Below are 13,744 nucleotides of genomic sequence, written 5' to 3'. Positions count from 1 at the left end.
TTTATAGATCCTGTGTGAGGCTGCATCGCGTATATGATCATAAAAATACTCTATTTAGCGGCATTCACCATAATAAACAGCAGAAATGATTCAACAAAAAAGCCGCCCTAAAGAGCGGCCGGAAGAAATACTTACATAACCATTTTTAACTGCAGCCCAGGCTGTTTCCGCAATTCAGGCATTTGTAACAGGTGCCGCTTCTTATGGTCAGATGGCCGCAGACATTGCAGGCAGGAGCATCCGACTGCATATTTTTGGCAGCCGCATTTATGGCATCCAGGCCCGATTGCTGATCGCCACCAGTCTCTGCCACCACCTGCCGGGAGGGTACTTTGCCCACAACCCTTACATCACTCAGCTCCGGAACCCTTTCGCCGATAGTGGGAATGTTCTCCTGTGCGTCAGGATCAGTATCTTCCATAACCGGAGTATCCGGTTTGTCTAAAACGTGCACCAGGTCTGCCCTTCCTAAATACTCATAGGCCAGCACACGGAACATAAAGTCTATAATGGACGTGGTTGATTTTATATTCGGGTGCTGCACCATACCGGCAGGCTCAAACCTCGTAAACACAAATTTTTCAACAAACTCTTCCAGCGGCACCCCATATTGCAGGCCAATGGAAACTGCAATTGCAAAGCAGTTCAGCATACTGCGCATTGTAGCCCCTTCCTTGGCCATATCAATAAAGATTTCCCCAAGAGTACCATCATTGTACTCACCGGTGCGCAGAAAAAGCGCCTGCCCGTTGATCTTTGCTTTCTGTGTAAACCCCCTGCGTTTTGCCGGCAGGGTCCGCCGCTCCACGATCATTGCCAACTGGCGCTTCAGGGAGGTGTCCTTACTGTTCTGTACCCTGTGGTTAACCTCTTCCAGCAGCTCCTCAATCGTTAGCTTGCCCAGATCTATAATGGTTGCTGCTTCAGCTACCTCCGCAGCCACTCCGGCAGCTTCTTCTGTTTTCTTTTTTGAATCCGATTTATTGCTCAATGGCTGACTGAGCTTGGACCCATCGCGATACAGGGCACAGGCTTTTAATCCGAGTTCCCAGCTTAATTTATAAGCATCTGCTATTTCTTCAACCGTTGCTTCATTAGGAAGGTTGATGGTCTTGCTGATGGCTCCGCTCAGGAATGGCTGTGCCGCCGCCATCATCCGGATATGTCCATGCGCATGAATGTACCGCTGGCCGATCTGACCGCATTTATTGGCGCAATCAAAGACCGGATAATGCTCTTCTTTTAAATAAGGAGCCCCTTCCACCGTCATCGTACCGCAAACATAAGTATTGGCTGCTTCTATTTCCTTTTCTGTAAATCCAAGCGCTTCCAGCATGTTCCAGTCAAAATCGTTGTATTGTTCGGGTGTAAAGCCCAGGCGCTGCATACAGGCGGCTCCCAATGTAAATACATTAAACGCAAAGCGGATCTCAAAAGCGGTTGCCATTGCCGCATTCAGCTTTCCGATCTCGTCTGTTGTCAGCCCTTTAGCAGCAAGTGTTTCGTTATTGATAAAAGGCGCCCCTTCCAGGGTACCATGCCCTTTTGCATAATTCACAATGGCATCGATCTCCGCTGCTGTATACTTAAGGGTACGCAAGGCCTGGGGAACACTCTGGTTAATGATCTTAAAATAGCCGCCCCCACTCAGCTTTTTGAATTTTACCAAAGCAAAGTCGGGTTCCACGCCCGTGGTATCGCAATCCATCACCAGCCCGATGGTTCCGGTAGGCGCAATGACCGTTGTCTGTGCATTCCGGTAACCATTTTTTTCGCCCAGTTGAACGGCATTGTCCCAGGCTTTGGTAGCGGCCTTTAATAAATAGTCCGGGCAATATTTTACGTTAATGCCCTGTGGTTTTATTTGCAGCCCTTCGTAAGCCTCACTGGCGTCATATGCTGCTGCACGGTGGTTGCGCATGACGCGCAGCATATGCTCCCTGTTTTCCTTATACCTGGGAAACGCACCAAGATTTCCTGCTATTTCTGCTGAAGTTGTATAGGCCACCCCCGTCATGATGGCTGTAATGGCACCGGCTATTCCACGGGCTGCATCACTGTCATAAGGGATACCGCTTACCATCAGGAGGGAGCCGATATTCGCATACCCCAGGCCTAAGGTGCGATAATCATAGCTTAACTGTGCTACTTCCTTTGAGGGGAACTGCGCCATCAGAACAGAAATTTCCAGCACTACTGTCCAGAGGCGGCAGGTATATTCAAACCCTTCCACGTCAAAAATATTATCTGTTTCATTGAAGAACTTACGAAGGTTGACGCTGGCAAGATTACAGGCTGTATTATCCAGGAACATGTATTCACTACAGGGGTTGCTGGCACGGATAGGGCCGCCTTCCGGGCAGGTATGCCATTCATTGATGGTTGTATCATATTGTGTGCCGGGATCCGCGCAGCGCCAGGCGGCATAATTGATCTGGTTCCAGAGATCCTTTGCCTTAATGGCACGCATTACCTTGCCGGTGCTCCTGGCCTTCAGTTCCCAATCACCGTCTTCCGCCAGTGCCTTAAAAAAAGCATTGGGAATGCGAACAGAGTTATTGCTGTTCTGCCCGCTCACCGTGCGGTATGCCTCTCCTTCATAATCGCTGGGATATCCTGCGGCAATCAGCGCGGCTACCTTTTTTTCTTCCTCCACTTTCCAGTTTACAAATTCAACGATCTCCGGGTGGTCCAGATCCAGGCAAACCATTTTTGCAGCCCGCCTTGTTGTGCCGCCGCTTTTGATAGCGCCGGCTGCACGGTCACCGATCTTTAAGAAGCTCATTAACCCGCTGGAGGTGCCACCACCGCTCAGCTTCTCTTCTTCACCCCGGATACTGCTGAAGTTAGTGCCCACCCCGCTACCATATTTAAAAATACGCGCTTCACGTACCCACAGATCCATAATACCGCCATCATTTACCAGATCATCTTCCACGCTTAATATAAAACAGGCATGAGGCTGTGGTCTTTCATAGGCCGATGTTGATTTTTTTAACTGACCGTCTGCCTGGTCTACATAATAATGCCCCTGGGGCTTACCGGTAATGCCGTATACTTCATGCAATCCCGTATTGAACCATTGCGGGCTGTTCGGCGCACAGGACTGGTTGAGCAGGGAATAAACCAGTTCGTCATAAAATATCTGCGCATCCTCTTTTGATGCAAAATAATAATACCGCTCCCCCCACATGCGCCAGCAATGTGCCAGGCGGTGCACCACCTGCCTGATACTGGTTTCCCTTCCTGTGCTTCCATCCGGAAGCGGAACACCCGCCTTACGGAAATATTTTTGCGCCAGTATATCTGTTGCTATCTGGCTCCACTGTTTCGGTACCTCCACATTTTCCAACTGAAAAACTATTTCTCCGCTTGGGTTTTTGATTACCGAGGTACGATAATCATATTCAAACAGATCATACGGGCTGATCCCATCCTGAGTGAACTTCCTTGTAAAGCTCAGGCCTTTCTGATTTTCCTTTTTTGACGGCGTCATATTTTTACGATTGGTTAAGGTTAAAAAAAATCCGGGCGTGGATAACGAATTTACCTTACCAAAACCAGGTTTCCCAGTCTTAAATATGCACAGATGTGGATAAACCAATTTGGGGCTTTGGGAACACAAAGGCGTAGCGGGTTAAGGAAATATAAACCCAAAACATTGACTTATTATTACCCGTAGCTTGTCCTGCAAGGCGGGCAGCTACATAGGAATTGTATAGAACAAAGCATCAAAATCAATAGAGGCGCCAGGCAAATCATAGTGGGGGCTGACTAAAAAATCTTTTGATTCGTTACCTGAATAAAGGCAATCAAAGGGTTAGCGTTTCAAGCCCGTCCGCTTTCCGGGCAGCCGATGACAGATTTTCTTTTTCACAGCCGGTCTCACATCGGCTGCATCCTGAATGTATTAACTATTTTTGATCCCCGCTTATTAGTAACTGGCTCAACTTCAGGTAGCCGGTTTCCAGGGCATCATCTGCCAGCCCGTTTTCCTTTTGCAGCACAAGGGTAAAGCGCTCTTTTTGAACAGCCGGAAGAATCTCCGCTATATTCAGCACTTCATCTACATCCACCCCGTACTTATTATCCACGTGACTTACTGCATTGGCAGCAGCAGTATATTCTTTATAAAAGGAAGTTTGCTTAGCCTGGCGTATGGCAGCTGCCATGCTTTCTGCAACCGTTAAGAGCTTATGATGGTATTCTTCAAACATGCCGGGCAAATAACCACCCAGGTTTATAAAAAAAAGCTGTTCTGATCTTGGAGCGCTTCCTGCCCGCTCTTCAACCCGTACCCGGTAGCCTTCTACCGCGTTCACTTCCCTCCATGCATCGATGTGCAATTTTTCACCGGCATCCGGCCAGAAGGATCTGATGTCCGGAACAATTGCACTCAGGCTTTTTCCAATACAGAAAAGCACATCATGCTGTTCTGTATGCCTTCCTTCAGGTGTGCACCCCAATAACAGGTAGAACAATTTATAGCCGGTCATTTTTTATCTGCGTTTAAAAGTGAGTAGAGCTCTTTTAGTTCTTTTACGGGTCGCTGGCAGCTATAATTCCGGCAAAGATAGATCCAGAGCGGATCTCCTGCTTCCTTTCCCCTAAGAAAAGGGAATTGCTCATTTGCTTCAGCTGCGGCCGTTATAAGGCTGTGCGGAAGATACTCCTTTAGAATGGCGTTATGAGCCGTTTCAAATTTGCCTACCAGAACAATTTCATCAAAGCCCTGCTGTACCTGGTAAAAGTTCAGCATCCAGGCACCAAAAGACGTTGGATATTTAATAATGGTATTGCTCAGCTGCCGGATCATACCTTCAGCCTGCAACCTCCAGTCAGGAATATCAAACAACAATGAAAGTGCTAACAGATTCCCAGCCATTACTGCATTACCGGATGGAGTAGCGCCGTCGTATACTTCCTTCTTCCGGAGAATTACGTCCTGCTGACCTACGGGCGTAAAATAAAAATATACCGAATCCTGCTCTCTAAAATCTGCCTGAACTTTTTCACAAACTGTTTTTGCTTTTTGCAGCCAGGAGGGGTCTGCTGTTATGCGGTGCAGCTGCAGCAGCGCCGCTATCAGGTAGGCATAATCATCCAAAAAAGCGGGATATTTTGCAAAACCTTTCTTCCATACATGAAAAAAATGGCCCTCTCCGGTCTCAAACATCTTTAACAGCGCCTGCATATTGGCAATGGCTTTTTGCCGGTAGGCCTCCTTGCCGGTTGCTTCAAAAGCTTTTCCGTATGCACCGTTCATCAATGCATTCCAGCCAAGGATTACTTTGTCATCCAATGCCGGACTTATCCTTTTTTCCCGTTCTGCCTGTAATTTTTTTCTTCCGCGTTCCAACAGGGCTTCAAGCAACGCTTCAGAGACAGCATGTTCTGCTGCAAACAGCTTCATGGGTTTTAAAACCCGGAGAATGTTCTTTCCCTCCCAGTTGCCGGCTTCGGTAATATCATAATAAGCACAGAACAAGGCAGCATCATTACCTAGTAAATGCTCTACTTCCTCTTTGTCCCATACATAAAATTTTCCTTCTATATCCTCACTGTCTGCATCCAGGGCCGCATAAAAACCACCCGATTCATCCTGCAGCTCACGTTCCACAAAGGCAAGTGTCTGTTCTATGCAATATTTGTAGCGTTCGTCCTTTGTAAGCTGATACGCCTCGCTGAATGCAGTTACCAGCAGGGCATTATCATAAAGCATTTTCTCAAAATGAGGTACCAGCCACTCCGTATCTGTTGCATACCTTGCAAAACCACCTCCTACCTGGTCGTAAATGCCGCCTTCCATCATTCTGTCCAGGCTCAGCAAAGCCTGCTCCATCGCTTTACGGGCCTGGCTTTCAGGCCGCCGTTTTTCAATACCGGCATACCGCAACAGGAACCGTATGGTTTGTGTTTGGGGAAATTTAGGGGCGTGCCCAAACCCTCCCCACCGGGTGTCAGCCTGCTGTAATATATGAATGCAGGCAGCATCCACCTCATTCAATGAAAACTCCGTTGAACCGGCAGTATCAATGCCAAATGAATTGGCATCGGCTAAATGCTGTGTCAGCCGGTCGGCCTGCTGTTCAACTGCCTCCCTTTTATTTTTAAACGCATCAGATACAGCCGTTAGCACATCTCTCCAGGAAGAACGGTTGGCATAAGCCCTGGGCGGATAATAGGTTCCCCCGTAAAATGGTTTTTTCTCCGGTGTTAAAAAAACATTCAGCGGCCAGCCACCACTCCCTGTCATCGTTTGTACCGCATCCATATAAATATGGTCGATATCCGGCCGCTCTTCCCGGTCTATTTTTATGTTGATAAACTGCGCATTCATCAGTGCGGCGGTCTCTGCGTTCTCAAAACTTTCCCGCTCCATTACATGGCACCAATGGCAGGCGGCATAGCCAATACTTACCAGGATCGGTTTGTTCTCTTCCATTGCTTTTCGCAGTGCTTCCTCTCCCCAGGGATACCAATCTACCGGATTATGGGCATGCTGCAACAAATAAGGGCTGGTTTCGTTTATAAGATGATTCGGCATTTTGAGTGTAGAATATAAAACTTAGAATGTTGAATGTAAAATTACCGGGATACGTTATTATTAATTATTATAGTGCAAGACGGCCTGCCAGACAAAATATGCAAACCACGCAGGACTGCATTTTAAATTTATCATTTTATATTTCTTATTTTACATTTACACTGCCCCAGCCCCATTTTAAAAAAGCCGGCATCGCTTTCTTCCAGGTAGCTACGTCATGTTTACCATCTTCCAGTTCCAGATAGGCAATATCTCCCAGCCGGTAGCCTTTTTTCACCAGTTCGGTAACAAGATCACGCGTATCGTCTACCGCATCGATCACGCCGTTCTGATTCCGGTCGTTTGCTTCATCCATCAACCCGCATTGCAGGAAAAATTTTAGCCCTGGCCGGTAAGTGCCATTACGGATCTGCTGCTGCATGATACGATCCTGATCATCATTATAAGCCGGATCCTCCTGATCCCTGCTCCGCCACCACAGCGAACCTGAAAATATACCCGCCCGCGAAAAGACATCGGGGTGGTTCCATACTATATCCAGCGCACTTAACCCTCCCAAGGAAAAACCGGCAAAGGCCAGTTCCTTAAATGCCTTAGTATGATACCGGATAGCCGTATAAGGCAGCAACTCTTCCAGTACAAACTTTGTATAGCTGCCTGCCAGGTCTCCCCTACCCATATAATCCGGTGCAGCCGCTGTACCATATTCTCTTTTACGATCGGGGCCCGCTGTAATGCCCACACATAATACCTGTCGGATCTCCTTTTGCGCATACAGGCCGGCCAGGAGCCCCACAAAGTCCATTGTATGCAGATCCTGCCCATCGTTGATCAATAAAAGACATAGTGCCGACCAGTCGTCCACACAGGCAGGAAAGTAAAAATCTATGATCACATCCCTTTTCAGCCAGGCCGAAGAAAGCACGGCCCCTTCTGTCTTATAGTTCAGTTCCTTTACAGCGTTCATCTGCCCAAAAGTAATAAAATACACTGTTCCCGGTAATCAATTATTTTTTCCCGTAATATTTTTTTGCGGATCAATAGAGAATAACTTAAATTGACCAACAAATGTATAATGCATGTCTGCAGCGCCTTTGAGCAATGGCATTGATGACAGCATGCACCCGAACTGCTCTTTGCACCGCTACCGGCATTTTTGAATTCACTTTTAAAGAAAAAGTAACTACTAATACCGGAACAGCATTGATTATACCATAAAATCTTCTTTGACTATTAATCTAAAAAATGAAAAAATGAAAAAAATCGGGATCCTGTTTGGAAAAGAGCGATCGTTCCCCGAGGCATTCGTTCAAAGGGTAAACAGCAAAAATATTGAAGGCATAGTGGCCGAGCCTGTAAGGATCGATAAGGCCCTTCAGGGGCAGCCCTCAGGTTATGAGGTGATCATTGACCGCATCAGCCAGGACGTGCCCTTTTACCGTACCTGGTTAAAAAATGCAGCGCTGACAGGTACTGCCGTTATTAATAATCCTTTTTGGTGGAGCGCAGATGATAAATATTTTAATAATTGCTTAATGACCAAAATTAACGTTCCTGTTCCAAAGACAGCGATCATACCGTCGCATGATCGGCCGGATGATACAACGGATGTGTCTTTCAGCAACCTTGCTTATCCCCTGGATTGGAACGGCATTTTTAATGAGATCGGGTTTCCTGCATATATGAAACCTTTTGCCGGAGGCGGCTGGAAGCACGTTTATAAGCTGAACGATAAGGAAGAATTTTTTGAAAAGCACCGGGAAACAGGTCAGCTGGTAATGTTATTACAGGAAGAGATCATTTTTGAGGAATATTACCGTTGTTATTGCATCGGTGGAAAGTATGTCCGGGTTATGCCTTACGAACCCCGGAACCCGCATCATTTACGTTATGTGGCCAGCTTTTCCCCTTCGCCGGAAAAATTAAAGGAAATGACGGACATTGTTTTAAAGATCAATCAGTATCTGGGCTATGATTTTAATACGGTTGAACTGGCCTTGCGCAACGGCGTTCCCTATGCCATTGACTTCTGTAACCCGGCTCCGGATGCGGACATAAAAAGTGTAGGCGAGGAAAATTTTGAATGGGTAGTTGAAACCGCCGCAAACTATGCAATAGAAAAGACACAGCTCAACAAGCCCGGCGACAATCTTACCTGGGGGGAATACGTAAAAGCCAGCGCAGGGAAAACGGTGGTTTAGAGAGATACCGGATGCTGGACACTGGATCATCCTGATACGTTGTTTAAAACCAGTTCTTTTAAAAATGAAGTATTGTATAATGCTCTTAAAGAACAATTAGATATTCCCGGCAGGAAGATCAACCGTTTTATTCAGGCAGCAGAATCGGGGCATATAATTGTTAAGTGATTATTGGATTCTGGATACCTGATATCAGGTATCGAGCATCAAGGAGCAAAAACAACGCATAAATATATTACATAATAAATGAGCATCAATTACAAAACATTCACCCTTGGCGTTGAGGAAGAGTATATGGTACTGGACAAAGAAACTTTTGAGCTAAAAAGCCATGAGCAAAAAATTGTACAGGAGGGGCAAAAGATCATTAAGGACAAGGTAAAGGCAGAAATGCACCAGGCGGTTGTGGAAGTAGGAACTGATATCTGCCAGGATATTGATGAAGCCTACAAAGATGTAGCCCTGTTAAGAAAAACAATAGCAGATATTGCCGGTACCCTTGACCTGGCACTGGGCGCTTCGGGCACCCACCCTTTTAGTCATTGGGAAAAACAGCTGATCACGGATCATATCCGGTACAATGAAATCGTAAACGAACTGCAGGAAGCTGCGCGCAGTAACCTCATCTTCGGGCTGCACGTACATGTAGGTATGGAAAGCCGGGAGCTGGCTAATCACATTGCCAATTCCACGCGTTATTTTCTACCCCATATTTTCGCGCTAAGCACCAATTCCCCTTTCTGGGAGGGAAGAACAACCGGCTACAAATCCTATCGCACCAAGGTCTTTGACAAATTCCCGAGAACAGGGATTCCGGATGCATTTGATAGTATTGAGGCCTACGACAATTACGTAAAAATGCTCATCAAAACCAATTGCATTGATAACGCCAAAAAGATATGGTGGGATCTGCGGGTACATCCCTTCTTTAACACGGTGGAGTTCCGTATCTGCGATATTCCGATGACCGTTAATGAAACCATTGCCATTGCGGCCCTGTTCCAGGCTGTATGTGCGCGTATCTATATGCTGCGCAGTAAGAATATGAATTATATTCAGTATTCCCGCCCGCTCATCAATGAGAATAAGTGGCGCGCAAGCCGCTATGGCATTGATGGGTACCTGATCGATTTTGGAAAGGAAGAAGAAGTAAATACCCGTGCATTAATTTATGAATTGCTGGACTTCCTGGACCCTGTGCTGGATCATTTAGGCAGCCGGCACCGTATTGAATACGTTCATAAAATCCTGGAGCGGGGCACAGGAGCCGATCGCCAGCTGGCCGTATTTGAAACAACCAAAAACCTTACAGATGTAGGAAGATACATCAGCGGCTGTTTTTTGGAAGGGGTTGAGTGAGAACCCTGCGTTTGCCTGCGGGAAAAGTTTACTCAATACATAGGAACTCAACGGAGCTTATGGTAAAATTCATTTGTCCGGACTTAATCCGGTTTCAGCTTGAATACTTTCCTTATCTTGCGCAGCCTGTATTTTAATATCAACAATGGCAACACAGCGAATAACGGCATTACTGATCAACCCTCAAAAAGCAAATGAAAAAACAGATCTTTTAAAAATCCTGACGGTCAATAAAAACGGGAGCATCCCGCTTTATGAAACCACGGGCATTACGGGGAAATCGCTCAATGATTCATTTAAGGGCATCCCTAAAGAAGCAGCGAAACTGGCCGCTGCATTTGGGGAAGCCGCTGTTTTTAAAACCGTTGCAGCCCTTAAAGGATATTTTGACCGGCAGCAACTGTCCCTGCCCTATCGCACCTTTTTGCAACAGGAGCTGATTAAGTACCATCATGATTGCTTCCGTCAGCTAAAACCCTGGTTCCAGTTCTTCAAATGGTATCACAGCCGTAAGGGCGCCAATGACCGGTGGGTAACGGCTCCCTGCCAGCTGCACAAAATTCCTCCCCATCTTAAATTTGAAGTAACAGGAAGCGATGGCGCATATAACATAGTAACCATTATAGAAATCGACGGGATCGATTACCCGGCTACCCGGTTTGTGCAGGATCATTTTTTTCTGGAAAAAGAACAGCATTATTATTTATTATCGCTCAGCGATTACCGAACCCTGCAATGGCTGCAGCACCTGCCTCCGGACCAGCCCTTTGAAGAAATACTGCAGCGCCTGGAAGAACGATACACGGTTATACATAGTACCGCTGTTGAACGGAAACTGATCACCACTGTTCCTGTTCCCGGCGTATTGCTTAGTGAACTGAATGAAACATTTCTGATGCTGACGCCCCAATGGAATTATGACGGGTATGTTATAGACGGGCCCTGGCAGGAGCAGACTGAATTGCAACAGAAGGGGCAAACTATTATCATTAGTAGGGATAAAGACAGGGAAAATGAGCTGAAAACACTGCTGGAAACACTGCATCCCCGTTTTAGGGAACAGCGGAACGGATATTATTACCTGTCGTTTGCCGAAGCGCAAAAGCGGCAATGGTTTTCGAAAGTTTACCATCGGCTACTGATTTCAGATATTGAGCTAAAAGGTATGGATCTGTTAAAGCACTTCAGGTATTCGCCCCACCTGCCGGCAACGGAACTGGAAAAAACAGCCGAGGACGGTCATACCTGTACCTATTACTTTACCCTCCGTTTTGGCAGCGAGAATGTATCCCTGCCGGAGCTTCAGAAGATCTTGTGGGCAGGTCAGACCTGTGTGGTACTTAAGGACGGCAGCCTGGGATTATTGAGCGAAGACTGGCGTAGCCGTTATGCAATGCTAGTTAAACATGCAAAAGTGCATAAACAGCAACTGATCGTAACCCGCTGGATACAGCTTTCCCTGCAGGAAGCCGGTACGCAAGTTCTTCATGGTACAACTACGCAGCTTTCCGGCTGGTGGCAAAGCTGGCAGCGGTGGCAAAATGACGGATCATTATATGCAATACCGGCTGGTATTACCGTTCAGCCAAGGCCTTATCAGCAAAAAGGATATGAGTGGATGCGCCTGATGGCAGAAGCCGGCGCCGGTGGCTGTCTTGCAGACGATATGGGATTAGGCAAAACCCTCCAGGCCATCTGTTTTTTAACCGCAATGACGGAATTGCATCCGGGTGCCCAAAGCCTGGTAATTTGCCCGGCTTCCCTTGTTTATAACTGGGAGCAGGAATTAAAGAAATGTGCTCCGGGGCTAACTGTTTCCGTTTATCATGGAACCCGGCGCAGCGATTCGGCAATCGGGAATCCTGAAATACAGGTGCTGATCACCAGTTACGGTACACTGCGCAGCGATATTGAGCAAATGAGCGCCGTTCCCTACCTGGTCACATTTATTGATGAAAGCCATAATATCAAAAATCCCGCAGCAAAGATCACCCGCGCCGTTGAAAATATCCGGTCGAAGTATTGTTTTGCTTTAAGCGGAACGCCTGTTGTCAATAATACCCTTGATCTGTACTCCCAGATAAACACGGTATTGCCGGGCTTTTTAGGCAGCCGCGAGTTCTTTAAAAGGGAATATGCAGACCCGATCGATCGTTATGGTGACGAATCCAAAAAACAAAGCCTGCAGCAATTAATTGCCCCGTTCATATTACGCCGCACAAAAGAGCAGGTAGCGGCAGATCTGCCCTCAAAAACAGAAATAACACTATGGTGTGAGATGGGCAGTGCCCAGCGTTTGGTTTACGAAACCATCAGGGAGCAGATCCGCAGTAATCTGTTCCTCGAAATAAAAGCAAAAGGAGTGGCACAAAGCCGGCTGAATGTATTACAGGGCATTTTGAAATTGAGGCAAATATGTAATGCACCAGTGCTGGTTCCGGACGCCGAACCACCCTGCACGGATTCCATAAAAACAGATACCCTTTTTACAGAGCTGGAGCAGTTATTACCGCATCATAAGGTGCTGGTATTTTCTCAGTTTACAGGAATGTTGAACCTCGTTGCAGCATCCTGCGACCGGAATAAAATTGCTTATTATCATTTTGACGGGCAAACGCCGGCAGCCCGGCGCATGGAAATGGTAAATGCCTTTCAACAGGAAGGCAATACAACCCACCTGTTCCTGATCAGTCTGAAGGCCGGCAATGCCGGCATCACGCTTACAGCAGCCGATTACGTATTCCTGCTGGACCCCTGGTGGAACCAGGCGGTACAGCAGCAGGCCATTGACCGCACCCACCGCATCGGGCAAACCAAAAAAGTATTTGCCTATAAAATGATCTGCAAGGACACCATCGAGGAAAAGATCCTGCAGCTCCAGGAACGCAAGCAAAAGCTGGCCACTGACCTAGTAGCCAGCGATGAAGGTTTTATCAAAAACCTGGAACAGGAGGATGTGGAGTGGCTGTTTGGATAGCGGGGAATGCTGTTTTATTAGCAACTCTCCATACTTCATAAATTTAGAAATACAAAATTCCCCATTGTCAGCATAATAGTAAGTTTAGTAAGTTTTGCGTGTTCGATCATATTGTATAGATGCTCTCATTTATCTCATTTGAGAAATAAGGGCTCATACAATACTCTTTGATAGTTTCATTTTTAGTGCAAATGTCTTTAAATCATCAGTAGCTTTTTTCCTGATGAGGAAATTAGCGTATTCTAATCTTTTAATCATTTTTATTACGGACATTGGTAATGCATCATTTTTAGATAGCTAAAAAATAGTTCAAATCCGCTACAGTATATATCTCAGGCAGCTGATAAAACCGGGCATCGGGATCACTGGTATCCAAACACACAAAAAAAGTCGGCGTAAAAGCAATCTTGGTAGTATCGCACCATTCCTTCATCTGTTTTATTTTCCTGTTCTGTTGCTTCAACGCACCGTTCATTGGGTATTTAGCGGCAAATGTATCATACTCTTTTACAGGGGCATTGTACCTGTCGTCCAGTGCTTTTTGCGTCAGCATTTTGTTTTTTTGGGCATCAATAGCCAGGAGATGGCTTACAGGGGCTTTTTTAACATCCTGGTCATCTTCCGTTGCAGTAAATATTATTTGTAAACATATGTCTCCAT

8 protein-coding genes are annotated in these 13,744 nt (G+C 46.4%); 3 read left to right on the top strand and 5 right to left on the bottom strand.

Annotated elements, in window-relative coordinates; all coding sequences use genetic code 11:
• Window positions 1–145: 145 nt before the first annotated feature.
• From A8C56_RS02355 to A8C56_RS02340, 4 genes are all read right to left on the bottom strand, one after another.
• A complete protein-coding gene (locus A8C56_RS02355; RefSeq protein ID WP_067751517.1) occupies window positions 146–3,496 on the bottom strand; it encodes a vitamin B12-dependent ribonucleotide reductase in 3,351 nt (1,116 codons plus the stop codon).
• A 418-nt stretch (window positions 3,497–3,914) separates the two neighbouring features.
• The gene (locus A8C56_RS02350) at window positions 3,915–4,496 is read right to left on the bottom strand and encodes a DUF1543 domain-containing protein (RefSeq protein ID WP_067751514.1); all 582 of its coding nucleotides are present in this window, start codon (window positions 4,494–4,496) and stop codon (window positions 3,915–3,917) included.
• Window positions 4,493–6,547: a thioredoxin domain-containing protein gene (locus A8C56_RS02345; RefSeq protein WP_067751511.1), complete on the bottom strand. Its 2,055-nt coding sequence runs from the start codon at window positions 6,545–6,547 to the stop codon at window positions 4,493–4,495. Before A8C56_RS02345 ends, A8C56_RS02350 begins: the two co-directional genes overlap by 4 nt.
• 145 nt (window positions 6,548–6,692) lie before the next feature.
• On the bottom strand, window positions 6,693–7,514 hold the full coding sequence (locus tag A8C56_RS02340) for an alpha/beta hydrolase (RefSeq protein WP_067761511.1): 822 nt from the start codon (window positions 7,512–7,514) through the stop codon (window positions 6,693–6,695).
• A gap of 286 nt (window positions 7,515–7,800) precedes the next feature.
• Here A8C56_RS02340 and A8C56_RS02335 point away from each other — a divergent pair, with 286 nt between their 5' ends.
• The 3 genes from A8C56_RS02335 to A8C56_RS02325 all read left to right on the top strand — a co-directional run bounded on the left by A8C56_RS02335 (window position 7,801) and on the right by A8C56_RS02325 (window position 13,084).
• Window positions 7,801–8,748 (top strand): ATP-grasp domain-containing protein, encoded by a 948-nt coding sequence (locus A8C56_RS02335; RefSeq protein ID WP_067761510.1) that lies wholly within the window; start codon window positions 7,801–7,803, stop codon window positions 8,746–8,748.
• A 246-nt stretch (window positions 8,749–8,994) separates the two neighbouring features.
• A complete protein-coding gene (locus tag A8C56_RS02330; RefSeq protein ID WP_067751508.1) occupies window positions 8,995–10,107 on the top strand; it encodes a carboxylate-amine ligase in 1,113 nt (370 codons plus the stop codon).
• 145 nt (window positions 10,108–10,252) lie between these two features.
• Window positions 10,253–13,084: a DEAD/DEAH box helicase gene (locus tag A8C56_RS02325; protein WP_067751505.1), complete on the top strand. Its 2,832-nt coding sequence runs from the start codon at window positions 10,253–10,255 to the stop codon at window positions 13,082–13,084.
• A gap of 289 nt (window positions 13,085–13,373) precedes the next feature.
• Here A8C56_RS02325 and A8C56_RS02320 read toward each other — a convergent pair whose 3' ends face one another.
• Window positions 13,374–13,637 (bottom strand): hypothetical protein, encoded by a 264-nt coding sequence (locus A8C56_RS02320; RefSeq protein WP_157097837.1) that lies wholly within the window; start codon window positions 13,635–13,637, stop codon window positions 13,374–13,376.
• Window positions 13,638–13,744: the final 107 nt, after the last annotated feature.

This window comes from Niabella ginsenosidivorans (assembly GCF_001654455.1).
Lineage (GTDB): Bacteria > Bacteroidota > Bacteroidia > Chitinophagales > Chitinophagaceae > Niabella > Niabella ginsenosidivorans.
This window is presented reverse-complemented; position numbering and strand designations above follow the sequence as displayed.